Annotated in this window: 23 protein-coding genes (1 of these 23 running past the window's edge); 11 read left to right on the top strand and 12 right to left on the bottom strand. The window is 66.3% G+C overall.

All coding sequences use genetic code 11. The features are described from left to right. The 4 genes from msrP to clpB all read right to left on the bottom strand — a co-directional run. Window positions 1-812, bottom strand: partial view of a protein-methionine-sulfoxide reductase catalytic subunit MsrP gene (gene msrP / locus K3551_RS04340; protein WP_259917998.1) — the 5' portion only. The gene continues 73 nt to the left of window position 1, outside the view; 812 of the gene's 885 nt are visible here — the first part of the coding sequence; the start codon lies at window positions 810-812; its stop codon lies off the left edge, out of view. Window positions 813-910: 98 nt separating this feature from the next. Then, a complete protein-coding gene (locus K3551_RS04335) occupies window positions 911-2422 on the bottom strand; it encodes an FMN-binding glutamate synthase family protein (protein WP_259917996.1) in 1512 nt (503 codons plus the stop codon). Between the two features lie 183 nt (window positions 2423-2605). Next, the gene (locus K3551_RS04330) at window positions 2606-3091 is read right to left on the bottom strand and encodes a fasciclin domain-containing protein (protein WP_259917994.1); all 486 of its coding nucleotides are present in this window, start codon (window positions 3089-3091) and stop codon (window positions 2606-2608) included. A 291-nt stretch (window positions 3092-3382) separates the two neighbouring features. After that, window positions 3383-5998, bottom strand: a complete 2616-nt coding sequence (gene clpB / locus K3551_RS04325; RefSeq protein ID WP_259917992.1) for an ATP-dependent chaperone ClpB — start codon at window positions 5996-5998, stop codon at window positions 3383-3385. Window positions 5999-6190: 192 nt separating this feature from the next. Between clpB and K3551_RS04320 the strand changes: the two genes are divergently transcribed. Then, a complete protein-coding gene (locus K3551_RS04320; RefSeq protein WP_259917991.1) occupies window positions 6191-6670 on the top strand; it encodes a hypothetical protein in 480 nt (159 codons plus the stop codon). A 24-nt stretch (window positions 6671-6694) separates the two neighbouring features. On the opposite strand, the gene K3551_RS04315 is transcribed toward K3551_RS04320, so the two are convergent. From K3551_RS04315 to K3551_RS04290, 6 genes are all read right to left on the bottom strand, one after another. Further along, window positions 6695-7036 carry a DUF2853 family protein gene (locus K3551_RS04315; protein WP_259917990.1) on the bottom strand — a complete coding sequence of 114 codons (342 nt, stop codon included), beginning with the start codon at window positions 7034-7036 and terminating at the stop codon, window positions 6695-6697. 85 nt (window positions 7037-7121) lie between these two features. Beyond that, complete coding sequence (locus tag K3551_RS04310; RefSeq protein WP_259917989.1) at window positions 7122-7823, bottom strand: extensin family protein; 702 nt, start codon at window positions 7821-7823, stop codon at window positions 7122-7124. A 77-nt stretch (window positions 7824-7900) separates the two neighbouring features. Further along, complete coding sequence (locus tag K3551_RS04305; RefSeq protein ID WP_259917987.1) at window positions 7901-9238, bottom strand: PRC-barrel domain-containing protein; 1338 nt, start codon at window positions 9236-9238, stop codon at window positions 7901-7903. 173 nt (window positions 9239-9411) lie between these two features. After that, entirely contained in the window at window positions 9412-10131 is a 720-nt protein-coding gene (locus K3551_RS04300) for a PRC-barrel domain-containing protein (protein WP_259917985.1), read from the bottom strand. 174 nt (window positions 10132-10305) lie between these two features. Further along, complete coding sequence (ahcY, locus tag K3551_RS04295) at window positions 10306-11691, bottom strand: adenosylhomocysteinase (protein ID WP_259917984.1); 1386 nt, start codon at window positions 11689-11691, stop codon at window positions 10306-10308. 180 nt (window positions 11692-11871) lie between these two features. Then, window positions 11872-12180 carry a hypothetical protein gene (locus K3551_RS04290; protein ID WP_259917983.1) on the bottom strand — a complete coding sequence of 103 codons (309 nt, stop codon included), beginning with the start codon at window positions 12178-12180 and terminating at the stop codon, window positions 11872-11874. A 120-nt stretch (window positions 12181-12300) separates the two neighbouring features. Here K3551_RS04290 and K3551_RS04285 point away from each other — a divergent pair, with 120 nt between their 5' ends. The 3 genes from K3551_RS04285 to K3551_RS04275 are packed head-to-tail and all read left to right on the top strand — an operon-like array spanning window position 12301 to window position 13801. Then, window positions 12301-12894: a hypothetical protein gene (locus K3551_RS04285; protein WP_259917982.1), complete on the top strand. Its 594-nt coding sequence runs from the start codon at window positions 12301-12303 to the stop codon at window positions 12892-12894. Further along, entirely contained in the window at window positions 12887-13339 is a 453-nt protein-coding gene (locus K3551_RS04280; protein WP_259917980.1) for a GNAT family N-acetyltransferase, read from the top strand. Before K3551_RS04285 ends, K3551_RS04280 begins: the two co-directional genes overlap by 8 nt. A 60-nt stretch (window positions 13340-13399) precedes the next feature. Next, entirely contained in the window at window positions 13400-13801 is a 402-nt protein-coding gene (locus K3551_RS04275) for a DUF2177 family protein (RefSeq protein ID WP_259917978.1), read from the top strand. Window positions 13802-13828: 27 nt separating this feature from the next. Here K3551_RS04275 and K3551_RS04270 read toward each other — a convergent pair whose 3' ends face one another. Together K3551_RS04270 and K3551_RS04265 are read right to left on the bottom strand one after the other, a co-directional pair. Then, window positions 13829-14173 carry a hypothetical protein gene (locus tag K3551_RS04270; RefSeq protein WP_259917977.1) on the bottom strand — a complete coding sequence of 115 codons (345 nt, stop codon included), beginning with the start codon at window positions 14171-14173 and terminating at the stop codon, window positions 13829-13831. Beyond that, window positions 14173-14724, bottom strand: a complete 552-nt coding sequence (locus K3551_RS04265; protein ID WP_259917975.1) for an ActR/PrrA/RegA family redox response regulator transcription factor — start codon at window positions 14722-14724, stop codon at window positions 14173-14175. The genes K3551_RS04270 and K3551_RS04265 overlap by 1 nt, the downstream gene beginning before the upstream one ends. Before the next feature lie 73 nt (window positions 14725-14797). Between K3551_RS04265 and regB the strand changes: the two genes are divergently transcribed. The 7 genes from regB to addA all read left to right on the top strand — a co-directional run bounded on the left by regB (window position 14798) and on the right by addA (window position 26305). Continuing rightward, window positions 14798-16159, top strand: a complete 1362-nt coding sequence (regB, locus tag K3551_RS04260; protein WP_259917973.1) for a sensor histidine kinase RegB — start codon at window positions 14798-14800, stop codon at window positions 16157-16159. A gap of 110 nt (window positions 16160-16269) precedes the next feature. After that, window positions 16270-17844, top strand: a complete 1575-nt coding sequence (locus tag K3551_RS04255; protein WP_259917972.1) for a PAS-domain containing protein — start codon at window positions 16270-16272, stop codon at window positions 17842-17844. A gap of 74 nt (window positions 17845-17918) precedes the next feature. After that, on the top strand, window positions 17919-18410 hold the full coding sequence (tsaE, locus tag K3551_RS04250; RefSeq protein ID WP_259917970.1) for a tRNA (adenosine(37)-N6)-threonylcarbamoyltransferase complex ATPase subunit type 1 TsaE: 492 nt from the start codon (window positions 17919-17921) through the stop codon (window positions 18408-18410). After that, entirely contained in the window at window positions 18407-19423 is a 1017-nt protein-coding gene (locus K3551_RS04245; protein WP_259917968.1) for an aminoglycoside phosphotransferase family protein, read from the top strand. The genes tsaE and K3551_RS04245 overlap by 4 nt, the downstream gene beginning before the upstream one ends. Continuing rightward, window positions 19420-20088, top strand: a complete 669-nt coding sequence (locus K3551_RS04240; RefSeq protein ID WP_259917966.1) for a nucleotidyltransferase family protein — start codon at window positions 19420-19422, stop codon at window positions 20086-20088. Before K3551_RS04245 ends, K3551_RS04240 begins: the two co-directional genes overlap by 4 nt. Next, window positions 20085-23003, top strand: a complete 2919-nt coding sequence (locus tag K3551_RS04235; RefSeq protein ID WP_259917964.1) for a PD-(D/E)XK nuclease family protein — start codon at window positions 20085-20087, stop codon at window positions 23001-23003. The genes K3551_RS04240 and K3551_RS04235 overlap by 4 nt, the downstream gene beginning before the upstream one ends. Next, on the top strand, window positions 23000-26305 hold the full coding sequence (gene addA / locus K3551_RS04230; RefSeq protein WP_259917962.1) for a double-strand break repair helicase AddA: 3306 nt from the start codon (window positions 23000-23002) through the stop codon (window positions 26303-26305). The genes K3551_RS04235 and addA overlap by 4 nt, the downstream gene beginning before the upstream one ends. Window positions 26306-26333: the final 28 nt, after the last annotated feature.

The following is a 26333-nucleotide window of genomic DNA, read 5'->3' as shown; positions in this document are numbered from 1 at the left end:
GTATCGATCTTGTCGGCGAAGAAGCCGCCGCCGATCACCCGCTCGGTGGCCTGGGACCAGCGGGGGTGATCCACGTCCGGGTTCACGTTGGCGTAAAAGCCGTACTCGCGCGGGTTTGTCGCCTCCCACGTGGCATAGGGTTGTTCGGCGACCAGCGAGATGCGGACAATCGTCTTGATCGACTTGAAGCCATACTTCCAGGGCACCACCAGACGCATCGGCGCGCCGTTCTGGTTGGCCATCGGTTCGCCGTAGATGCCCGTCGCCATCAGGGTCAGTGGATGCATCGCCTCATCCAGGCGCAGCCCTTCGCGATAGGGCCAGTCCAGGAACGGCCTGCGTACCCCCGGCATCACATCCGGCAAGACGGCCGTCTCGAAGGCGACGTACTTCGCCCCCGGCTGCACACCCACCTTGGTCAGCAGCTTGTTCAACTCGAACCCGTTCCAGGGGATCACCATCGACCAGGCCTCGACACAGCGGAACCGATAGATCCGCTCCTCCGTCGGGATGTCTCCGATCAGGTCGGCCAGTTCATAGTCGCCGGGATTGTCCACCAGCCCGTCGATCTTGACCGTCCAGGGCGAGGTCTGCATCGCGCCGGCATTGCGCGCCGGGTCATCCTTGCCCAACCCGAACTCGTAGAAGTTGTTGTAGCTGCGGATCTGCTCCAGCGTGTTCGGCTCCAACTCGGCGGCCTGTGCGGGCAGGCCGACCAGGGATCCGGCCCCCATGGCCGCGATGATCTGGCGGCGGTTCAACCAGGCCGCCTTGGGCGACACATCGGCAGAGGTCAGATCTGGTTTGAGCATGGGGGCACTCCGGGGTTCAGGACATTTGTCTGTTCCACATAGCGCCTTTCGGGGCCGAAAGGTTTGCCCTTCACGCAATCGTCACCGGGCGCGAGCCGTCATTCCGCCGCGACCCGTGTCTCCAGCTCCGGGCGTTTGTGGACCTCGTGCATGGGGATGGAGGTACCGTCGGGCTGCACCAGGCGCACATGCCGGCGCCGCATCTGGCGCGGTTCGGTGACGCCGACGGAATGGGCGATGATCTCGACTTCCTCGATGATCCCCAGGGCATAGCGGGCAACCTTGCGCCACTTGTCTTCGACCACCAGCCCCTTCTGGAACCGGGGGTCGTGGGTGGTGATGCCGGTGGGGCAGGTGTTCTTGTTGCACTTCAGCGCCTGGATACAGCCAAGCGAGAACATGAACCCCCGCGCGCTGACCACGAAATCCGCCCCGGCGGCCAGGGCCCAGGCCACATCGCCGGGATTGACCAGCTTGCCGCTGGCGATCAGGCGGATGCGCCCCTTCAACCCGGCCGCATCCCGCAGACCCGACACCATGGGCAGGGATTCGCGAATCGACATGCCCACCAGGTCGATCAGGGGCATCGGTGCGGCACCGGTACCGCCTTCCCCCCCGTCCAACGTGATGAAATCGGGTGCGCAGTCCAGGCCGCGCGCGTTGATCCGCTCGAACAGGTCCTCGAACGGCTCCTTCGCGCCCCCCACGGTCTTGATGCCGACGGGTTTGCCCGACACCTCGCGCAGGCGCACAATCAGATCCAGCAGTTCATCGACGTTGGATGCCTCCGCATGGCGATTGGGGCTGATCCCGGCCTGACCGGGTTGCAGTCCCCGGATCTTGGCGATCTCCGGTGTGACCTTGGCAGCAGGCAGAATGCCGCCCTTGCCGGGCTTGGCACCCTGCGCCAGCTTCAGCTCGAACATCTTGACCTGCGGATGCGCCGCCATCTCGCGCAGCTTTTCCTCCGACAGGTTGCCGTCGGCGTCGCGGACCCCGAACTTGGCGGTGCCGATCTGATAGACGAGGTCGCAGCCCCCCTCCAGGTGGTACTCCGACAGGCCCCCCTCTCCGGTGTTCATCCAGATCTCCGCTTCCTTGCAACCCCGACTCAGCGCCTGAACCGCAGGCTTGGAAATCGCGCCATAGCTCATCCCCGACAGGTTGAAGATGGACCCCGCGACATAGGGGTGCCGTGCGGTGGGGCCGATTATCATCGGCTCGGTCTTGGCGGCCTGCTGGTCCAGCGGGGGAAAGGCCGCGTTGATGAACAAGGGCGTGCCCGGTGCCGCAATGTTGCGGGTCGACCCGAAGGCGACGGTGTTCGATTCACCGTTGGACGACCGCTTGACCCAATCCCGTTGGGCCCGGTTGAACGGCAGTTCTTCGCGGTCCATGGCAAAGAAGTACTGGCGGAAGAATTCGCCAAGCTCCGTGAACAGATGCCGGAACCGGCCAATGACCGGATAGTTGCGGCGAATGGCGTCCTCGGTCTGTATCCGGTCCGCGACGAACAGGACCACCGCGACCAGGACAGCCGCCCCGATCGCCACGATGAAGATCACAGCCAGGACCTCGACCAGCCAGATCGTCGATTCCACCATTTCCATACGCGCGCCCTCTGTCTGGTCGCGGTCAAAGTGTTCCGGCCTCGCCGATGATGCAACCCACGTCTGACCACGGCGCCGTGATCGCGGCTGGCGGCGATGCCTTCGCCCGCGGGCCGCCAGCCGGACGTAAAACGACCCGCCGGACGGATCCGACGGGTCGCATGGATGTCAGGTCGCCAAGGGTCAGCTGGCCGGCAGAAGCACCGCGTCGATGACGTGGATGACGCCGTTCGACGCCTCGACATCGGCGGCGACGACCGTGGCATCGCCGATCATCACGGTGTCGCCCATGCTGACCGTCACGGACTGCCCCTCAAGGGCGGTCGGGGCCTCCAGGCCGTCGCTCAGATCGGTGGACATCACTTTGCCGGGCACGACGTGATACAGCAGAATGCTGGTCAGCTGGTCCTTGTTTTCCGGCAGCAGCAGCGTATCGACGGTGCCCTCCGGAAGGGCGGCAAAGGCCGTGTCCGTCGGGGCGAAGACCGTGAACGGCCCTTCGCTGGTCAGGGTCTCGACCAGGCCCGCAGCCTCTGCCGCGGCCAGCAGGGTGCCAAAGTCACCGGCGGCGGCGGCTGTCTCGACGATGTTCTTGGAATGACCGTCGGCCAGGGCCGGAACGGACAGCGCGGCGGTTGCGGTCATGGCGATCAGGGTTTTCCGAAGCATTGAAGTCTCTCCATTGAGAAGGGGTCAGGACCGCTGCTTCGTGCAGGGTCGATGGGTCATCTGGGCGTGAATGCCCACCCGTCCAGAGCGCCCCGTGACGCCGTGCACCATTGACGAAATCGGCGGGCTGGCTAAGCAGCCCGCCCCGGAAAACCCAGTCACAAATTCGTGAAACGCCGTGATCATTTCGCTGGTCTGACGGTGCCGGAACGTCGGTGCCAAGCCCCGCAAAAGTTCCCCCAGAACGTGAAAAGGGGGCCCCGAGAGGCCCCCAATCCGTGAATTTCCGGGTCAGTGGACGACCGCATCCTCTGGCGGTTTCCGGTCTGATGTCGCCACCCGATCCCCGATGATCAGTCCGCCGTCCGATGCGCTGACAGGGACCACGCTGTCGTCCCCGACCGCGCCGCTCAACAGCATCTCGGCCAAGGGGTTCTGCAACGCACGCTGGATCACCCGCTTCAGCGGACGGGCCCCGAACACCGGATCGTAGCCTTCTTCGGCCAGCCATTTCTTGGCCGTCTCATCCAGCGTAAGCGTGATCTTCCGCCCCGCTAGACGCTTGGCCAGACGCGCCACCTGGATGTCCACGATCCCATCCATATCGCCCCGCGCAAGGCGGTCGAAGATGATGGTCTCGTCCAGACGGTTCAGGAACTCGGGCCTGAAATGCGCGCGTACCGCGTCCATCACGTCCCGCTTGGCCTGGGCCGCATCGGCCCCGTCAGGCAGCTGGCTCAGCGCCTGCGCACCCAGGTTCGACGTCAGGATGATCAAGGTCTGCTTGAAATCGACCTTTCTCCCCTGACCGTCGGTCAGGATCCCGTCGTCCAGCACCTGCAACAGCACGTTGAATACGTCCGGGTGCGCTTTCTCGACCTCGTCGAACAGCACGACCTGATAGGGCCTGCGCCGCACGGCCTCGGTCAGGACACCGCCCTCATCATAGCCGACATACCCCGGAGGCGCGCCGATCAGGCGGGCGACGGAGTGCTTTTCCATGAACTCGGACATGTCGATCCGCACCATGGCCCCGTCGTCGTCGAACAGGAACTCGGCCAGGGCTTTGGTCAGCTCCGTCTTGCCGACGCCGGTCGGGCCCAGGAACAGGAACGACCCCAGCGGGCGGGCTTCGTCATTGAGGCCGGCACGCGCCCGGCGGACGGCGTTCGCCACGGCGGTCACCGCCTGACGTTGGCCGATGACCCGTCGGCCCAGCTCATCCTCCATCCGCAACAGCTTGTCGCGCTCACCTTCCAGCATCCGGCTCATGGGGATGCCGGTCCAACGCTCCACGACCGAGGCGATCTGCTCGGGGCGCACGGCCTCCTCGACCATCATCTCGGATTCGGCGGCTTCGGCTTCGGCCAGCTGCTTCTCCAGGCCCGGAATGGTGCCGTATTGCAGTTCTCCGGCCCGGGCAAAGTTGCCGTCGCGCTTGGCCTGGTCCAGTTCCACCCGCAGATGGTCGAGCTGTTCCTTCAGGTCGCGCGCGCCTTCCAGCTTGTCGCGTTCGGCCTGCCACTGTGCGGTCATCTCAGCGCTTTGCTGCTGCACCTCGCCCAACTCCCGCTCCAGCTTTTCCAGCCGGTCCTTGGAGGCCTGATCATCCTCCAGGCGCAGGGCCTCCACCTCGATCTGCTTTTGCAGGATGTCGCGGTCCAGCGCGTCCAGTTCTTCTGGCTTCGAGTCCACCTCCATCCGCAACCGTGATGCGGCCTCGTCCATCAGGTCGATGGCCTTGTCCGGCAGAAAGCGGTCCGTGATGTAGCGGTTTGACAGGGTCGCGGCGGCCACCAGCGCGGAATCGCTGATCCGCACGCCGTGGTGCAGCTCATACTTTTCCTTGATCCCGCGCAGGATCGAAATGGTGTCCTCCACCGTCGGCTCTTCGACCACGAGGGGCTGGAACCTGCGGGCCAGGGCCGCGTCCTTTTCCACATACTTGCGATATTCATCCAAGGTGGTGGCCCCGACGCAATGCAGTTCACCGCGCGCCAACGCGGGCTTGATCAGGTTGGCGGCGTCCATGGCGCCGTCGGCCTTGCCCGCGCCGACCAGCGTGTGCATCTCGTCGATGAACAAGATGACCTCGCCGGCGGCGGCGGTCACCTCGGACAACACGGCCTTCAGACGTTCCTCGAATTCCCCGCGGTACTTTGCGCCCGCAATCAAGGCCCCCATGTCCAACGCCATGAGCCGCTTGTTGCGCAGGCTTTCGGGCACATCACCGTCGACGATGCGCAGGGCCAGGCCCTCGGCGATGGCGGTCTTGCCGGTCCCCGGCTCGCCGATCAGAACCGGGTTGTTCTTGGTGCGGCGCGACAGGACCTGCATGGCGCGGCGGATTTCCTCGTCGCGGCCGATGATCGGGTCGATCTTGCCCTCGCGCGCGGCCTCGGTCAGGTCGCGGGCATATTTCTGCAACGCCTCATAGGTGTCCTCGGCCGAGGCGCTGTCGGCGGTGCGTCCCTTGCGGACGTCGTTGATGGCGGCGTTCAGACCCTGGGCGGTCACAGCCCCGGCCTCCAACGCGGTCTTGGCCTTGGATTTGACGAGCGCCAGCGCAGTCAGGACCCGTTCGACAGGCACGACGGAATCGCCTGCCTTCTTGGCCACGCTTTCGGCCTCGGCCAGCACCTTGGTCAGCTCTCGGGACACAAAGACCTGTCCGGCATCGCCCGACACCTGCGGCAGTTTGGCGACGGCGGCGTCCACCGCGTCCCGCACCCGGTCCGCAGATCCACCCGAAGCGGTGATCAGATTGGCGGCCATGCCCTGGTCGTCGTCCAGGATCGCCTTGAGCAGATGCTCCGGCATCAGCTGCTGGTGGCCTTCGCGGCTGGCGATGGTTTGCGCAGCGTTCAGGAACCCCCGCGCGCGTTCGGTGAATTTTTCGAGGTTCATCCTCTGTCTCCTTCGCAAAAGCGCCCGATGTGGAACCCGCCCGGAACCGGCACGGGTCCGTTACGGACCTCACTGAGGGAGATGGGGCGACTGTTGCCGATCTGCAACCCTCTCGGCACGGGAAATCTGCGGGGACGGACGGCATTCGAAACCTACGCTTTACGGCCGCGACAGACGCACGGGAATGGCCCCATGCCGGATGCAATTCACGTCGATCTGCTGGACTGGCTGACACTGCTGGTCGGCGCCGTCGGCGCGACCGCCACGGCCTCTCTGGCCTATCTCGTCGATAGCTGGACCAAGAGCGCGCTGAAAAACGAAGTCACCCGGAGCGGGCAGACCGATTGGCGCAACTACAACCTGGCGGTGATGGCGGACGAGGATCTACAGGATCTGGAACGGCAGAACCATCTGATCGGCGGATTGAGCCACCCAGAGATCAAGAAGATGTGCATCTCCTTCATCAAGATATACGTGCCCTACAACATGTGGATCGCACAGCGAAACGACCTGTTCGACGCCGCCGATGTCGATCGTGAGATCGCAAATCAGGCGCGCCTGCTGTTCAGGGACAGGACCTTGTTCCGCAGGCACGTCTTTCTGCGCGGCTACGATCCGGCCTTTTGCAAACTGTTCCAGGATCGCTGGGACAGAATGGCTGCCGCGACCTGACAGGCGCGGCAGCTGGTGCCTGCGTCAGCCGTAGACGCTTTCTTTGCCGAAATGCCTGGTCAGCATGTAGTAGACGACCGCCCGGTACTTGTTGCTGTTGGAGCGTCCGTATTTTTCGATCACCGCGTTCAGCCCCTCGTCCAGGGCCGGCCCGTCCGACAGGCCCAGTTTCTTGATGAGGAAGTTGTTCTTCACCGTGTCCATTTCGCCCTGTTGGCTGGACGCGACGGTCTCGCTGTCGGCGTTGTAGATCGACGGGCCGCAGCCGATGGTGACCTTGCGCAGCAAGTCCATGTCCGGCTCTTCGCCGATCTTCTTGCGGATGTCGTCGGCGTATTTGCCGATCAGCTCGTCACGTTTGCTCATCTTGATCCCTCTTGGTTCTTCCCCGTCGGACGCTGGGCGCCTCGCGCGCATGTTGGTCAGCGTGGCGCCGGAAATAAAGGAAAAACTAGCGGCAGGTGCCCCAGCCACCGGATTGCAGATGCAGGTGATCGGCATGAGCCGCGTTGAAGTCGGGGCCGAGCACGGTGGTGAACCAATCGCATCCGCCATCGCGCAGCCCCCTCCAAAAGGCGGCCTCGGGGCCATCGCCGGACCAGTTTCCCGACAGCGGCAGCAGGCGACCATCCGCCAATGTGACGCCGCGGATGTCGATGGCCCGGGCGGTGGCATGGGTGCTCATCCGGGTGCCGCCCCGGATCGGTCGGCAATTGTAGCTGCCCTGGTGGGCCAGTTCGGTCACCGGGATGCCCAACTGCGATTCCGCCTCAGGCAGGACATAGGCCCGCCAGGCCGCAAGACGCAGCGCGGTTTCACAAGCGGTTTCGACCGGGGCCAGACGCGCCGGACCCACCGCCGACAGGCGAACCCGAGGGGCGATGCCGCACTGCGGGTTTTCCGTCTCTAGCGGGGGCATCAGATCAAAGGTCGCCCCCGTTTTCAACGCGGCGAGACAGGTCGCATCGCTGGCAAGCGCACGGCGCAGTTTGAACCCGGTCAGCCCGCTTTCAGGTCGCGAAAGATCCAGCGGCAGGGTCGGGTTCATCTCTGCAGGCAGAGGGCTGTTGGGATCGGTCAAAAGGTAATTTCCACCCCAACCCAGGGCCGCAAGCAGGGCCGACAGCGAGGCGAGACGAAGAAACAAGCGCATGATCGTCAACTAGGGCAGGGGATAGACAGCAGAAAGGCCCCGCGTGGGGGCCTTTCCAAAACGTGATTCCAATGGGATCAGTAGGTGTCGCGGACAACGACGTCGAGCGGCAGAACTTCGCCCTCGCGGTCCCATTCGGGCATGTTCTCCAGCTCTTCCTCGGTGAGGGAGTTCAGGATCAGGCCGTCTTCGGACATCGCGAAGCGGTCCAGCGGAATGGCGACGTCATGTTCGCCCAGACCCAGGAAACCACCAACACCCACGACCGCAACCAGTTCGGACCCGGTAGAGATCAGGCGGTCGACTTCGCCCACGTCATTGCCGGTTTCGCCCAGGACATTCATCCCCACGAGGTCAGCGACACGGGCGTCGGCAAAGGCACCGTACAGGCCAGTGGACTGGGTATCGACATCGGCGACCACGACGGCGTCTGTCTCTGCCTCGACGTCGGTGTCGGCCATGACGCGCACGTTTGCGTCGGCTTCTTCGATGGTCACATCCGCTTCGGCCTGCTCGACCATGATGTCGGCGTCTTCGGCCTTTTCGATGTTCACCACCGGCTCGGCGTCAGAGACGACGACGTTGCCTTCGCCTTCGGATTCGATGGTCACATTGGCATCGGCCTGCTCGATCGAGACGGCGGCCTCTGCGGCGCGGTTCACGCGGATCTCGGGCTCGGCTTGGGTGACCTGCACGTTCGGCTCCGACTCCTGGATCATGATCTTCGGCTCGGGGCGCACGAAGCGGACGATCGGTTGCGGCTGCTGAACCGAGATTTCCGGCTCGGCGGTCGCGACGTTCACGTCGGGCTCGGGCATGCGGACGGTGATGGTCGGCTCGGGGATCATCACGACGACCTCGGGCTGTGCCTGCTCGATGGTGATGATCGGGGCCTGCTGCTCGACGGTCACGGTCGGCTCGGCCACGGTCACGGTGATCTCGGGCTGGGCCTGCTCGACCAGAACCTCCGGACGGGCCTGATCGACGGTGACCACGGGGTCGGCGACCGACACGTCAACCTGCGCGTCGGGCTGTTCGACCACGATCTGGCCGCCCATTGCGTTGGCGGACAGGGTGCCGCCCTCGACGATGCGCTGTTCCATGCGGAAGCCTTCGGCCTCGGCGAGACGCTCGGTGCCATCGTCGTTCAGAAGAATGGTGCCGTCGGTGTCGGTCAGGCGGCCATCGGCGTCTGCCATCAGCGGGCGACCGTCGGTGTCCATGGCCGGATTGCCGTCAACGTCCGCAAGGAACATTTCGGTTTCATTTTCCAGCTCGTTCATTTCCTGCGAGATTTCGGTGCCAAGGGCCTCGACATCGTTCTCCAGAGCGGTGTCGGTGTCCTGTGCGAAGGCGGAATGTGCGAGAAGAGCGGCGGTCGCGACACCACTCAGCAAGAGCTTGTGCGTATTCATCGGAGATATCTCCCGGTTTGCGTTTGCAGTGTCTATCAAACGAACAACCCGGACATGCGTTCCCTTGAATAGGGGCAACAAAAGTAAATGGAACCAATCACCTGGGCGTTGCGTTCCGGCCCTCGGAATCGCTGCACCCCTGGCCGGGGCCGGGGGTGCAGCAAGGGTAGAAATCACTCGATGGGGTCGCCTGCGACCGTGACCGTCAAAGGCAACTCATCGGCGTCACCTTCGTATTCGGCCATGGCTTCGACCTGATCTTCGGTCATGCCCGGCAACATCAGGGCCCCGTCGCTCATGGTGAACTTCGACAGCGGAATCGCGACGTCGTGTTCGCCAAGTCCAAGGAAACCCCCGACCCCGACGATGGCGCTGACATCGCCCGCGGTCCGCACCAGGGCCTCGACCTCGCCCACATCATCGCCGTCCATTGCCAGGACGTTCATCCCCACCAGGTCACGGACGGCAGCAGACGCGAATGTGCCGTAGATGCCGTCGGTTGCCTCAAGCACGGCCATTTCCGGTTCGACATCGGCCTCTGTGTCGATCAGGGGATTGGCCTCGTCATCCATGGCGATACCGGTGACGGGGCCATTCTCGATCACCACGTCGCTGCCGAGAATCGGGGCCTGGGCGGTCAGACCCGTGCCGGCACCGTCCTCCAGCTGGTTTTCGTCGGCGATCTCGACCTCGGTTTCCGTGCGGAACGTCTCTGCCTCGCCGGTGTCGCCTTCGGCGGTCATCTCGGTCTCGCCCTCTGTGGGCAGCAGCGGGACGGTGGTTTCGGTCATGGTCACTTCGGCGTCGGCGTCGGCGGCCACATGGCTACCCGCAGTGACCTGCGTGGCGAGAAGAGCGGCGGCGGCAACGGTGGTCAGGAACATCGGTTTCATTTTGCAAACTCCTTCGGTTGCGATGTCCGGTGAACCCCCGACCGTGGCACCGGGTTCCCGCAGGCCCCGCAGGGATCGGCGGCAATCAGCGCAGTCGGGCGGTCATCGCCCGCCGAAAACGAAAAAGGGCCGCACCCGGATGGATGCGGCCCGGCCTGGTTCCGTGACCAGGGCTCAGTAGCGGTAGTGTTCCGGCTTGAACGGCCCGTCCTGCGGCACGCCGATATAGTCGGCCTGTTCCTTGGACATCGGCGTCAGTTTCACACCGATGCGGCCCAGATGCAGGCGCGCGACCTTTTCATCCAGGTGCTTGGGCAGAATGTAGACGCCGGGCTGATACTCCTCGCCCTTGGTCCAAAGCTCGATTTGCGCCAGCACCTGGTTGGTGAAGCTGGCCGACATCACGAACGACGGGTGACCGGTGGCGTTGCCAAGGTTCAGCAGACGCCCTTCGGAGAGCAGGATGATCCGATGGCCCGAGGGCATCTCGATCATGTCCACCTGTTCCTTGATGTTCGTCCACTTGTGGTTCTTCAGGGCCGCGACCTGGATTTCGTTGTCGAAGTGGCCGATGTTGCCGACGATCGCCATGTCCTTCATCTCGCGCATGTGCTCGATGCGGATGACATCCTTGTTGCCGGTGGTGGTGATGAAGATATCGGCGGTGCTCACCACGTCTTCCAGCAGGACCACCTCGAAGCCATCCATCGCCGCCTGCAGCGCGCAGATCGGATCGACCTCGGTGACCTTCACGCGGGCACCGGCGCCCCGCAACGATGCGGCAGAGCCTTTGCCAACGTCGCCATACCCCATGACGACCGCAACCTTGCCCGCCATCATCGTGTCGGTGGCGCGGCGGATGCCGTCGACCAGCGATTCCTTGCAGCCATACTTGTTGTCGAACTTCGACTTGGTGACAGAATCGTTCACGTTGATCGCCGGGAAGGGCAGCAGGCCCTTCTTGTGCAGGTCATAAAGGCGATGCACACCGGTTGTCGTTTCCTCCGAGACGCCCTTGATCGCGTCGCGGGTCTTGGTGAACCAGCCCGGCGAGGCGGCCATACGCTTCTGGATCTGCGCCTTGATCACCTCTTCCTCTTCGGAGGTGGGAACGGCCAGCACATCCTCGCCCGCTTCCATCCGGGCCCCCAGCAGAACGTAGAGCGTGGCATCGCCGCCATCGTCCAGGATCAGGTTGGGGCCGTCGTCGAACAGGAACGACTTGTCGAGATAGTCCCAATGCTCTTCCAGCGACTGCCCCTTGATCGCAAAGACCGGCACGCCCGCTTCGGCAATGGCCGCCGCCGCGTGATCCTGGGTCGAAAAGATGTTGCAGGACGCCCAGCGCACGTCAGCGCCCAGCGCCGTCAGCGTCTCGATCAGAACGGCGGTCTGAATGGTCATGTGCAGCGAGCCCACGATGCGCGCGCCGGTCAAGGGCTTGCTCTCGCCATACTCCGAGCGGAGCGCCATCAGCCCCGGCATCTCGGTTTCGGCAATGTCCAGTTCCTTGCGGCCGTAGGCGGCCAGGCTGATATCCTTGACGACGTAGTCGCTCATCTCTCGCTCTCCTGCGGAATTCGGTTGGGCGAGGCCCTAGCAGGCACCCGCTGCGCACACAACATTTGCGCGGGCGTGGGGCCAGGTGCCGCAGTGTCAGACCGGGGCAAGCCTGTGTCATCTGAACCAAGCTGAACCAAGGGCAGCGAGTGGTCGCGTCCGGGGCCGCGACGTCAGATGTCAGGACGGCGTGCCGCGCACAATGTGGCGATCGAGTTGCGGACGCCAGTTCGTGCCTGCGGCCATGATGCAGGATGTGCCATCGGCGCGGGTCATCAGAATCGTCCAGGTCCCGGCATCGGGCGAGGTCCAGACCTCGAACACGGCCTCGGCGTTCTGCAGGCCACCGCCGGCGAAATTCTCGCCGTAGCCATCCAGCAGCCGCTTCACCATGCTGTCGCGTGGGGCGCAGGATTGTGCCTGGGCCGGGGCGGCCAATGGAAGAAGGAGCGCGAGCGCAGCGGTCAGGGAAAGGGGGCGCAAAGTCATCCGGGAACCTCCGGTTGCTATGGGTGCGTGAGGCACCGGTTGGTCTCCCCCTTCGATGAGAGCATAACACATGTCGGGCGATTTGGTTTCGCACGCCCGAACACGAGGCAGAGAGGTGTGATGAAACAACCACGCGCATGGCAGCGGATGCTGTCCGGCCGCAGGCTGGACCTGCTGGACCCGACCCCCATGGATATCGAGATCGAGGACATTGCCCACGGGCTTGCCTTTGTCGCCCGCTGGAACGGCCAGACCCAGGGCGACTGGCCCTATTCGGTCGCCGAACATTCCTTGCTGGTGGTGGACATCCTGGACCGACTGGGGCCCGCAAAACCGGCAGAGCGGCTGGCCGCGCTGCTGCATGATGCGCCCGAATACGTGATCGGCGACATGATTTCCCCGGTGAAGGCCGCCGTGGGGCCGGGATATGGCGCGCTGGACGACCGGTTGCAGACGGCGATCAACCTGCGTTTCGGCCTGCCCGCCGCCACGCCGGTGCGGTTGAAACAGCGCATCAAGAAGGCCGATAAGATTTCCGCCTGGCTGGAGGCCGTGCAGATCGCCGGGTTTTCCGAGGCAGAGGCGTCGCGGTTCTTTGGCCGGCCCGCGCCTGCGGTCATCGACGGCCTGTCCGTCACGCTGCGCCCCCCTGCCGAGGCACGCGCCGCCTATCTTGCCCGTCACGCCACCCTGCTGGAGGCCCTCGATGCCTGACATCCATATCCGCCGCGCACAGACCTTCGACGCCGGTGCCATGGCGGCCCTGCTGAACGCGATCATCGAGAAAGGCGGCACCACCGCCTTTAGCGCGGCGGTGACCGGCGACGCGCTGCGCGACTGGATGGCGCGCGACGGGGACATCTGGCACGTGGCCGAGCTGGACGGTGAAATCCTGGGCTTCCAATGGATCGGCCCGCGCGAAAAACTGCCGCCCGAAGCCTGCGACATCGCGACCTTTGTGGCCTTGGGCAAACACGGTCTGGGCGTCGGGTCCCGCCTGTTCGAGGCGACCCGCGCCGCCGCCCGCTCTGATGGTTATGCCTGGATCAATGCCACGATCATGGCCTACAATGAAGGCGGTCTGGCCTATTACGGATCGCGCGGGTTCGAGGATTGGAAGCACGCCGACGGGCGTATCTGGAAACGCTGCCCCCTGTGACGGCTTGCTGGACCGCGCCCGCGCCCTACACCCAAGGGGCAGCCACGAAAGGTCCGCCTCATGCAGCTTGTCATTCTTTACGTCAGTTCCGCCGCCTTCTTCCTGATCGTCGATGCGATCATGTTGACGCTGGTGATGAAGCCGCTGTTCGCGCGCCATATCGGCGACATGCTGCGCGAGCCGATCGACCTGGCCCCGGCGGCCGCTTTCTACCTGCTTTACGTGGCAGGGCTTCTCTATCTGGTGTCTGTCCCAGCGTTGCGCGACGGCACGATCGGGATGGCCGCGTTCAACGGGGCCGTCGTCGGCGCGCTGGCCTATGGCACCTATGAGTTCACCAACAAGGCGACGTTGAAGAACTGGGACTGGACCATGGTCGCGACCGACTGGACCTGGGGCATGGTGCTGACCGGGGCCACGGCGGCCTTCGGTGTCTGGGTGACGCGCCTGCTGACCAACTGAGGCGCGGCGTGAACCCCGCGCTACGGCTTACGCGCAGGTCCGTCCCGCACGGGTGCCCCCGCCTTGCCAGCCAGCAAAGCGCGCATCGTCGGTCCCACCGGGATCGAACACCAGCAGCAGCCCCGACTGCGTGACCCAGGCGCTGCGCCCGCCGCCGCAGGCCACGGGTTCGGGCCGCTGACCTTCGATCCGCGCGATGCTTTCCAGGACACCGGTTCGCGCGCGCCCGAAGGCGATCTGACGCCCCCCCGACCCGTCGACCGTCAGCCCGTCCGCCGCAGGCACCAGCGAAAGGCCCGGCAGGCCCGCGGGCGCGGGCGGCTCTGCGGCCACGCACCCCGCCAGGAACAGCCCTGCCCACGCCGCGCGCATCAGCGCGGACTGCGCTTGGCCAGGATCCGCTGCAGGGTCCGTCGGTGCATGTTGAGCCGGCGCGCCGTCTCGGACACGTTGCGATCGCATAGCTCATAGACGCGCTGAATATGTTCCCACCGGACCCGGTCGGCGGACATCGGGTTTTCTGGCGGCGGCGGCAGTTCCTCGTCCTTGGCCAGAAGGGCATTGGTGATGTCGTTGGCATCCGCCGGTTTCGACAGGTAATCTGTCGCCCCGATCTTGACCGCAGCCACCGCCGTGGCAATCGCGCCATACCCGGTCAGCACTACGATCCGGCTGTCGGGGCGGCGTTCGCGCAGCCGTTCAACCACGTCCAGCCCGTTGCCGTCCTCCAGCCGCAGGTCGATCACCGCATAGGCGGCAGGACGCACCGTGGCCTTGGCAATGCCTTCGGCGACCGAGGACGCCGCCTCGACTTCAAAGCCACGTTTTTCCATCGCGCGTTCCAGGCGGCGCAAAAAGGGTTCGTCATCGTCGACAAGCAATAGGGACTTGTCAGGGCCAAGGTCGGTCAGGGGGTCGGCCATCTGGGTGCCTCCGGGGCTCTTGTTTCAGAGGATGTATGGGGGTTTGGTGGTTCGGTCAAATTTCAGAGGCCCCATGCCAGACGCATCGACCCATTCCCTGCTGCCGCCAGAGACGATTTTGCCCCGCGTACGCCTGAATACCCTGGTGAACCTGCGCTGGCTGGCCATCCTGGGACAAACCGTCACGGTCGTGGCCGTGGGCCTGTGGCTGTCGCTGGAAATCCACCTGGGCATCTGCCTTTTGGTGATCGGCGCAGCGGTCGTCGCGAACCTGGTGGCGATGACGGTCTACCCACCCAGCCACCGCCTGTCCGAAGCGGTGGCGTTCTGGTTCTTGCTGTTCGACCTGATGCAGCTGTCGCTGCTGCTGTTCCTGACCGGCGGGCTGAACAATCCCTTTGCGCTGTTGTTCATGGCCCCTGTCACGATCTCTGCAACGTCGTTGTCGTTGCGGTCCACGGTCGTGCTGGCGGTTGTGGCCCTGATTCTGATGTCGCTGTTGGGCGGATTTCACCTGCCGGTGCAGACGCAGACGGGCGTGGTGCTCCAACTGCCGCCGCTGCACCTACTGGGGTTCTGGGTCTCGATCGCCATCGGAACGCTGTTCGTCAGCGGCTTTGCCTTTCGCCTGACACAGGAAACAGAGGCGATGTCCAAGGCGCTACTGGCCACTCAGACAGCCTTGGCGCGCGAGCAGAAGTTGCAGGACCTGGGCGGCGTCGTGGCCGCCGCGGCCCATGAACTGGGCACCCCATTGGCCACCATCACGCTCGTCTCCAGCGAATTGGCCGAAGAGCTGGAGGGCCAGGACAGCCTGCAGGAGGACGCGCGCCTGATCCGGCAACAGGCCGATCGGTGCCGCGATATCCTGCGATCCATGGGGCGTGCGGGCAAACGTGACCTGCACACCCAAAGCGCACCGATCGAAGACATCCTGCGCGAAGCCGCCAGCCCGCACGAAGATCGCGGCAAGGTCATCCTCTATGATTTCGATGCCCTGGTGGATGGGGCCGCCCGCCCGGTCATCCGCCGTCTGCCGGAAATGATCCACGGGTTGCGCAACCTGATCCAGAACGCCGTGGATTTCGCCGAGGAGCGGGTCTGGGTCGACGTCCGGTGGTCGCTGGACACCGTGACGGTCCGCGTGGTCGATGATGGGCCCGGGTATCCGACCGAGGTCATTTCCCGCCTTGGTGATCCTTTTCTGCGCAGTCGCCGCAATCGCCCGGACTACGAAGGCATGGGCCTAGGCCTTTTTATTGCCAAGACCCTGCTGGAACGCACGGGCGCCACGGTGGCCTTTGACAACGGGTCCGCCAACTGGGCGGGGACGGGTCGGGACCGCACCGGGGCCATCGCCGAAGTGACCTGGCCCCGTGCCGCCATCGCGCAGCAGGACGCAGGGCCGCTGGGCCCGAACGTCCTGCTGTCCTGACGCCCCCTCCGACCGATTGCCGTAAAATCGCCTCGGATTGTTAAGATCCTCTTAACCACTTGCAGCCCAAGATGCCCCGGTGACCGAAATGACTAGGGAAAGGTGCGCACATGCCGGCACTTGCTGTGACCATGCTGGCCGGACTGGGGGGCGCGGCGGCGGGCTTGCTGGCCTTGGCCTACATGGTCTGGTTCGCCCCGCGCGGCCGCAGCGACCTGCCCTCCATTGCCACCGATGCCCTGTCGGAACCCAGGCAGTTCCTGTTCCGCAATGGCTACCTGGTAGAGCATTCGGAAAACATCGCCTTTCTGGTGCCCACCCCGGTCGACAACCTCAAGGCCTGGGTTCAGTTGATCGACGCGCTCTCGGATATGGCCGATGGCGTCGAAGAGGCCTTCAGCGAGTTGCAGGATTCCGGGCGGTCCTTTCGGCTGACCGGCACATTGGGCCGCGACCAGGTGTTGATCATCGGCGTGCGGCAGGGTGATGACCTGCGGATCACCGTGGCCTCTGCCGAAACATCGCAGACGTCGATGCGCATCGACACAGCCAGCCTCAAGGTGCTGGAGGAGGATGCGCATCTGCTCACCCGCAGTTCCGACACCAATCCGACGCTCAGCTGGGTGGTCGACGCAGAGGGTCGCGTGATCTGGTGCAACGCCGCCTATCTGGGGTTGGCAATCCGCTGCGCGGGCCCGGATGCGGCGCGGGGGTGGCCGATGGTCGCGTTGTTCCCCGACGAAGGCGGCGCGCCTGTCGGCACGTCGCGACGGCGCGTCGAGGATCGCGAGGGCACCGGCCACTGGTTCGAGATCACGACCACCGCGCCGGATGCCCGCGATCTACGTCACATGCACGCCCTGTCGCTCGATGCCGTCATCAGCGCCGAGGACAACCTGCGCACCTTCATTCAGACCCTGACCAAGACCTTTGCCTATCTGCCCACGGGTCTGGCCATATTCGACAGGGACCGCACGTTGGCGATGTTCAATCCGGCGTTGATGGACATGACCGGCCTAGATGGCAGCTGGCTGTCGCGCCGCCCCAAGCTGGAGGATTTCTTCGACGCGCTCCGCGACCACCGCAAGCTGCCCGAGCCGCGCGACTACAAAGCCTGGCGCGACGGGCTGAGCGACCTGAGCCGCGTCGATGCCGGCGGCACCTACAGCGAAACCTGGACCCTGCCAAACGGGCAGACCTATTGCGTCACCGGGCGCCCCCAGGCCGACGGGGCCGTGGCCCTGATGCTGGAGGATGTGTCCGCCGACGTCTCTGCCAACCGCGCGCACCGCGAAGAGGTCGAGGCGCTGTGCGGCGCGCTTGAGGCAACCGACGATGCCCTGGCGGTCTTTTCCGCCGGTGGCACACGGATCACCGCCAATGCGGCCGCCCGGCACCTGGCGGCAGTCCCCGACCTTCCGGAGACGTTCGATGCCTGCCTCAAGGTCTGGGCGGCGCGGTTCCGTCCCAGCCCGGTCTGGGGCGACCTGCGCAGCTTCGCCAAGGCCCCGATGGCCGAGGCCGTGGCCTGGGAAGAAACCCTGCACTGCGATGCGGGCATGCACCGAACGCTCCGTGTGCAACCTTTGCGGGGCGGGGGCCTGGCGCTCTCCTTCGCATTGTCCACAGGGACCTTGGCCCCAGTGTCGGACCCGGTCGATGTCGACCGCACACCGGTGTCCTGAACCCGCTGTTTCAACGCCACCGCGCGCGACGCCCCCCCTTGCCTCTGTCCGGGGGGAGGGCCACAACCAAGCCCATGACCGCTCCCGACTTGATCCTGTCCGGCCAGGCCGCCACGGACGCGCTGGCCCAGGCCATCGCCCCCCTCGTGGGGCCGGGCGACACCCTCCTGCTGGAGGGCGAGGTCGGGGCCGGAAAGACAAGCTTTGCCAGGGCTTTGATACAGGCCATCCGGGCACGCGACGCCCTCCCGCCCGAGGACGTCCCCTCCCCCACCTTTACCCTTGTCCAGACCTACGAGACGGCGCGCTTCGACATCTGGCACGCCGATCTCTATCGTCTTGCCGACCCGCAGGAGGTGCTGGAGCTGGGCCTGGCCGACGCCTTCAGCGAGGCGCTGTGTCTGATCGAATGGCCTGACCGGCTGGGCCCGGACACGCCTGCCGGGGCCGCCACGCTGTGCTTTGCGCACGACGGGCCCGAGGCACGGCGATTGACCATCACCGGCGGCGCGCTGGCGGACCGCCTGCTGCACGCGGTCCACGTGCACAATGAGGCTCGACCATGACCGGACGTATCGCCACCTTCCTGACCCGCACCGGCTGGGCCGAGGCCACGCGGCACCCGCTGCGCGGCGACGCCTCCCTGCGCCGCTACGAGCGTCTGGTGCTGCCCGACCGCCATGCGATGTTGATGGATTGCCCGCCCGGCACCGGAGAGGACGTCCGCCCGTTTCTGCGGATGGCCGGCATCTTTGCCGCGCGCGGCCTCAGCGTGCCAGCGATTCTGGCAGAAGATTCCGATGCCGGCCTCTTGATCATCGAGGACCTGGGCGACGACCTCTTTGCCCGCGTCGCCGCCGCCGATCCCGCGTCCGAGGTCCCGCTCTATACCGCGGCCGCCGAGGCGCTTGCCCGGATGCAGGCCAGCCCACCGCCTGCGGGGTTGCGCCCCTATGGCCCGCAGATGGCCGACCTGGCCGCGCTCTCGCTTGACTGGTACGCGCCAGAGGCGCGGGACGCGCGCCCGGGTCTGGTCGCCGCCATGGCCGAGGCCCTGGCCGACGCCGCCCTGTCGCCCCCGGTCCTCACGCACAGGGATTTCCACGCTGAAAACCTACTCTGGCTGCCGGACCGGGGCGGGGTCGACCGGGTCGGCATCATCGACTTTCAGGACGCCATGGCTGGTCCGCCGGAGTATGATCTGGCCTCGTTGATCCACGACCCGCGCCGCACCGTGACGAAAGCCGCCCGACAGGCCGCGACCGAGGCCTACGTTCAAGCCACCGGCCGCACGGCCGATCAGGTGGCGACCGGTGTGGCGATCTGTTCCGCCCAACGGTCGCTGCGGATCCTGGGGGTATTTGCCCGGCTCTGCCTGCGCGATGGCAAGACGCATTACCCGGACTTCATTCCCCGCACCTGGGCCGCGCTGCGCCGCGACCTGGAACATCCGGCACTGCACCGGGTGCGCGGCATCGCCTCCGACACCCTGCCGGAGCCGACGCCCGAACGGCTGGAGGCGATCCGCAACCAGGCGGGCCACTTCTATGGTGAGACCCACGCGGCGGGCCGCCCATGATCCCGGTCATGGTCTTTGCGGCGGGTCTCGGCACCCGGATGCGCCCCCTGACGAACGACCGGCCCAAGGCCATGGTCGAGGTGGCAGGCCGCGCCCTGATCGACCACGCGCTGGATCAGGTCACAGGGCTGGGCCGTATTGTCGTCAATACCCATTATCACGCCGAACAATTGCGCGATCACCTGGCCGGGCGCGATGTGACCCTGGTGCATGAGCCGGTGTTGCTGGAAACCGGCGGCGGGCTGCGCAATGCCCTGCCGCACTTGGGCGCGGGCCCTGTCCTGACCATGAATTCCGACAGCGTCTGGACCGGCCCCCGCGTCGCCCACACCCTGCCCGCCGCCTGGGATCCCGACCGGATGGATGGCCTCATGCTGCTGGTGCCAGAGGGCCGCGCCGTCGGGCGCGGTGGTGCGCGGTTCGCCGTGGACGGCCAGGGGCGCCTGTCGCGTGATGACGCAGGGTTGATCGCCACCGGCGTGACCATCGTGAAACCGGACGCGCTGACGGACGACCCGCGCCAGGTCTTCTCGCTCCGCGACCTGTGGTTCGACATGATGGCACGGGGGCGGTTCTGCGGCGTTGTCCATCCCGGCCATTGGGCGGATGTCGGCACGCCCCAGGGCATAGACGCCGCCGAAGCCATGCTGCGACAGGCCGCATGAAGGGGCTTTGGCACGAACCGCTGGGGGTAGATTTCTCTGCCGCCGTGATCGACGGGTTGCGCGCCCGGCTGGGCGATGCCCCGCCCGAGGCGCTGGCCCGTGTCACGATCCTGGTCAATACCAACCGCATGGCTGCCCGTCTGCGCGCGGCCTGCGCGGCGCAGGGCCCGACCCTTCTGCCACGCATCGGGTTGGTTTCGGACCTGCGCCCGCTTTTGCCCCCCGGCACCCTGCCCGAGGCGGGGACGACAGGCCTGGCTTTGCGCCTGCGCCTGACACGCCTGGTGCGCGGCCTGCTGCAGGCACGGCCCGACCTGTCCCCGCCCGAGGCCGCTTTCGATCTGGCGGGCACGCTGCTGACCCTGCTGGACGAAATGCAGGAAGAGGCGATGGACCCCGAAGCCCTGGAGAGGATCGAGACCGGTGCCTTGTCCGAACATTGGCAGCGGTCGCTGGAATTCCTCCGGCTTGTGACCCATTGGGCCGAAACCACCGGAGAGGTCACCCCGGCCGCGATCCAGACCGAGGCATTGCACCGGCTGACCCGATCCTGGCAGGCCGCGCCGCCGACCGACCCGGTGATCATCGCAGGGTCCACCGCCTCGCGCGCGCCGACGCGGCGGCTGATCCGCGCGGTTCTGGACCTGCCGCAGGGGGCCGTGATCCTGCCGGGCCTCGACACCGATATGCCCGATCTGGCGTGGGCAGAGCTGACCCAGGGCGAGGGGCCCGGTGCCCAGGACCATCCCCAATATCGCCACGCCGCGCTTTTGGCCGATCACGACCGCAGTCGCGCCGACTGCCCACAATGGAGCGGCGCGCGCCCCGTGGCCCCCGCCCGCAACCGCCTGATCTCGCTTGCCCTGCGACCGGCCCCTGCAACCGATGCCTGGCGCGAGGAAGGGCCGGCATTGTCGGGGATCGACGCGGCCTGTGCGGGCATCACCCTGCTCGCCGCGCCGTCGCCCGGGGCCGAGGCGCAGGCCATCGCCCTGGGTCTGCGGGCGGCCTTGGCTGATGGTCGCCGCGCCGCGCTGATCACACCCGACCGCGGCCTCAGCCGTCAGGTCGCCGCCCAGCTGGATCGATGGGGGATCGAACCTGACGACAGCGCCGGTCGCCCGCTGGTCCAATCCGCGCCCGGTCGCCTGCTGATGCAAAGCGCGGCGATGCTGGGCCAGACGGTAGAGGCAGAACCGCTCGCCATTCTGCTGGCCCATCCCCTGGTGCAGGCAGGTGCCGGGCGCGGTGACCACCTGAAACAGGCCCGCACGCTGGAAGTGGCACTGCTACGAGAAACCCCCTGTCCTTTCCCGACGCCCGCCCTGCTGCGTGCCTGGGCCGATGATCCCGGAAGCGGGGCCATGTCGGGGCCCTGGATCGACTGGCTTGCCGCGTTGCTGGACAATCTGGCCACAGCCCTCGGAAAGGCCACCCTGGCCGAGCATCTGACCATGCATCTGACCGTCCTCGATCATCTGACCGGCCCGTCCGAACCTTGGGCGGCCGAGGCGGGGCGCAGCGCGCGCGCGGTGGTCGAAACCCTGTCGCAGGCTGCGCCGGAACTGGATGGCCAACCGATCACCACGACCGAATACGCCCGCATCCTGCACGCCCTCCTGTCCGCCGAAGAGGTCCGCGAAAGCTTTGCGCCCCATCCCGACGCGATGATCTGGGGCGCACTGGAGGCGCGGGTCCGCACCGCGCCGCTGGTCATCCTGGGTGGCTTGAACGACGGCATCTGGCCGGGCCAGCCCAGCGTCGATCCCTGGCTGAACCGCGCCATGCGTGCAGAAGCGGGACTGCGGCTGCCGGACCGTAGCGTCGGCCTGTCGGCGCATGATTTCCAGCAGGCGGCCTCGGGGCCGGAAATCTGGCTCAGCCGCGCCGCACGCGACGCAGAGGCCGAGACGGTGCCGTCCCGCTGGCTCAACCGGATCGAGAACCTGCTGGGCGGGCTTGGCACCGAGGCCAAGGCCGTGCTGGACGCAATGCGCGCGCGCGGGGACCATTGGCTGACGCTGGCGGCGGCCCTGGACCGGCCTGCCGCGCGGGTACCCGCCGCCACCCGCCCTGCCCCCATCGTCCCGGCCGAGGCGCAGCCGAAACGCCTGTCGGTCACCGCCATCGAGACGCTGATCCGCGATCCTTATGCCACCTACGCGCGCTATGTCCTGGGTCTGCGTGCCCTGGGCCCGTTGCGGCAGGGGCCGGATGCCCGGTTGCGCGGGGTGGTGGTGCACACGGCGATGGAACGTTTCGCCCGCGCCCTGCCCGATGAATTGCCCGACGATGCGGCGGCGCGGTTGCGCGACACGCTGGAACAGACCTTGCAAGACACGGCCCCCTGGCCCGCCATGCGGCGGATCTGGCTGGGGAAATTCGACCGGTTGATGAACGAGCTGCTGACCGCAGAGGCCCGCCGCCGCGCCGCAGGCCGCCCTCTCTTCGTGGAGGAGGAGGGGCACATGCCTCTGCCCGGTCTCGACTTTACGCTGACGGCCAAGGCCGACCGTCTGGACGATCGGGGGGGATCGGTGGCGATCTATGACTACAAGACCGGCAAACCGCCCAGCGGCCCGCAGCAGGCATTCTTTGCGAAACAACTGCTGCTGGAGGCGGTGATGGTCGAAGACGGGGCCTTTCCCGCCATCGCCCAGCGCCACGTGGATGAAATCGCCTACCTTCAGGTCGGATCGAAATACGACGAGGTGCGCGTCAAGTTGGACGCAGATGTCCTGGCCGACACCCGTGCGGGCCTGCGCGCCCTGATCCAGGCCTATCGCGACGGCCGCCCCTGGGTCGCGCGCCTGGCCCCCGACTTCATCGAATTCTCCAGCGACTACGACCAGCTGTCGCGGCGCGGCGAATGGGATGACACCGACCGCGCCCTGCCACAGCGAGTGGGCCGATGACCGATTCCGAGGCGACGCGCGCGCAGATCGGGGCCGCCGATCCCTCCGGGTCTGTCTGGTTGGCGGCCAATGCGGGATCCGGCAAGACGCGCGTGCTGACCAACCGCGTGGCCTGGCTGCTGCTGGAGGGCACCCCGCCGGAGCGGATCCTCTGCCTGACCTACACCAAGGCCGCCGCCGGAGAGATGCAGAACCGGTTGTTCGAGCGGCTGGGCACCTGGGCCATGCTGCCCGACGAGGCGCTGCGCGCCGAGTTGCGTGATTTGGGCGTGCCGCCGCTGCGGATCACCTCGGAGAATCTGCGCCATGCCCGCACGCTTTTTGCCCGCGCAATCGAGGCACCGGGCGGGCTGAAGATCCAGACGATCCACGCCTTCTGCGCCTCTCTGCTGCGGCGATTCCCACTGGAGGCAGGCGTGTCCCCCGCCTTCTCGGAGATGGACGAGACGGCCACCGCGCGCCTGCACGCCGAGATCCTGGACGAGATGGCCAGCGGGGCCGACGCGCATCTGGTCGACGCCATGTCCGCCCGGCTCACCGAAGGAGAGCCGTCGTCTTTCCTGGCTGCCGTCGCCAGCGCTTGGCGCGCCGGCACCGTGGCCCTGGACGAGGCTGCGCTGCGCACCGCGCTGGAGGTCGGCTGTGACACCGAAGACAGCCTCCGCGATCTGGCCACGGGCCCGGATATGCTCGACATGATCGAAAGCTTCCTGGGCGATGCCGAGGGCGCGCCCGGCAAGTCGATCGACGACCTTCGGTCCACGTTGCAACACGCCCGGATCGCCGATCCCCACACGCGCTTCGACCTTCTGCGCAAGGCCCTGCTGACCGACAAGTCGGAACCGCGCAAGACCGGCCGTTGGCCCAAGGCGGTACAAGCCGGTGACCATGGCCCCCTGGTGGAGCTGTTCACCTTGATGGCCGAGCGCATGGCCGATGCGCTCGCCCGCATCTCCGCGCTGGCCTCGTTGGATTTCGCGCGGACACTTCACGCCTTTGCGCCTGTTTTCACCGCCCGGTTGCAGGCCGCAAAAGAGGCGCGCGGCTGGCTGGATTTCGACGATCAGATCCGCCGCGCGCGGCACCTCTTGTCGACCTCCGATATGGCGCAATGGGTCCTGTTCAAGCTGGACGGCGGGCTGGATCACATCCTGGTCGACGAGGCGCAGGACACCGCGCCCGACCAATGGCACGTGATCAAGGCTCTGGCGACGGAGTTCGGGGCCGGTCAGGGCGCGCGGGCCGACGTGGTGCGCACGCTTTTCGTGGTGGGGGACCGCAAGCAGTCGATCTATTCTTTCCAGGGGGCCGACCCCGAGGCGTTCGAGCGGATGCGAGACGTCTTTGCCGACCGCCTGCCGGACACGGCGGCGCGGTTGCGCGACCACGCGTTGCTCTACTCCTTCCGATCTTCTCCGGTGATTCTCGACCTCGTGGACCGGGTCTTTGCTGACGGGGGCGGCGTGGGCGAGGCGCCTGAACACAGGGCCTTCTTCGACACCATCCCGGGCCGCGTCGATCTGTGGCAACCCATCCTCCAAGAGGCGGCGAACACCTCTGATCGACGGTGGTTCGACCCCATCGACCGGGTGGCCAGCAACGATGCCAACGTCGTCCTGGCGGACCGGATCGCGGACCAGGTCGCCACCATGCTGCAGGACGGCACGCCGATCCTGCACAAGGGCACCCGTCGTCCCGTGCAGCCCGGCGATATCCTGATCCTGCTGCAACGACGGGGGGCGCTGTTCCACCATGTCATCCGCGCCTGCAAGGCGCGCGGGTTGGACCTGGCGGGGGCGGACCGCCTGAAGCTGTCGGACGACCTGGCCGTCCGGGACCTGATTGCCCTGCTGCGATGGGCCGCGACACCCGACGATGACCTGTCGCTGGCCACGGTCCTGCGCTCCCCTCTGGGCGGACGGGACGAGGCCGATCTGTTCGCCCTGGCGCAGGGGCGGCGCAAAAGACCGCTCTGGTCGGTGCTGCGGGACAGTGGGCAGAATGTGGCCTTGTTCGACGACGTCCTGCGGGTCGCGGATATCCTGCGACCCTATGAAATCCTTCAGCGAATCCTGATCCGTCACGATGGCCGCCGGACCCTTCTGGCGCGCCTGGGGGTCGAACGGGACGAGGCGATCGAGGCGCTGCTGGGTCAGGCGCTGGCCTATGAACAACTGGAGGTGCCAAGCTTGGCGGGCTTCCTTGGCTGGCTCGATTCGGCCAACGTGGACCTGAAACGACAGGCCAGCAAAGGTAGTATCCGCGTGATGTCGGTGCATGGGTCCAAGGGGCTGGAATCGCCCGTGGTGATCCTGCCGGAGACACAGAAACGCAAAGCCAGGGGCGTCACAGGCGTGCGCCGTCTGCCGGGCGATGTTCCGGTCTGGATGCCCTCCAAATCGGGCTGGTCCCCGGCATTGCACAGGCTGTCGGACCAGGTAATCGCCTCGGATGCGGCGGAACGGGACCGGTTGCTTTACGTGGCCCTGACGCGGGCCGAAAGCTGGCTGATCGTCTGCGCGGCGGGTGACGTGGGCGAAGCGCGCACGGACAGTTGGTGGTGCCAGGTCGAGGCCGGAATGACCGCCGCAGGCGCGCAGGATACAGGCAATGGCGACCTGAGGCTGGAGGCCGGGGATTGGTCCGCTGTCCCCGTGCAACCACGCAAGGCGGGCGCGAAAATCACCCCCCAACTACCTGATTGGGCCGGACAATCCGTCACCGCCCCAGCCGTCGGCGTGAAACCCATCGCGCCCTCGGCCCTGCCGGGGGCCAAGGCCCTGCCCGGAGATGCGGGCCTGACCGTCGAGGCGGCGATGGCACGGGGGACGGGGATCCATCTGTTGCTCGAACACCTGCCGAACTTGCCCAGGGATCGCTGGGACGACGCGGCCGGGCGCATTGCCCCGACCCTTCTGCCCGACGCCGTGGCCGAGGCGACGCGCGTGTTGGACAGCCCCGACCTGACCGAGGTCTTCGCGCCCGGAACCCTGGCCGAGGTGCCCTTTGCCTTGCCCGCGCAAGACGGATTTCCAGCCGTTTCAGGGACCATGGATCGGGTGATTGTGACGGCGGAACGTGTCACGATCATCGACTTCAAATCTAACGCGCAAACGCCTGATGTCCCTGATAAAATTCCATCCGGAATTCTGGCGCAGATGGGCGCCTACCGCGCGGCGGCACAGGCGATCTGGCCGGAGCGGGAGGTGACGCTTGCCGTGCTCTGGACGCGGACGGCCGAGTTGATGGCGGTCCCGCACGATCTTGTGACAGGGGCGTGGCAGGCGCTTGCGCGGCATTGACCCCGGCGCGGGCGCTGCATAGCTTCCC

Origin of the sequence: Jannaschia sp. M317, assembly GCF_025141175.1 — a bacterium.
GTDB lineage: Bacteria > Pseudomonadota > Alphaproteobacteria > Rhodobacterales > Rhodobacteraceae > Jannaschia.
This window is presented reverse-complemented; position numbering and strand designations above follow the sequence as displayed.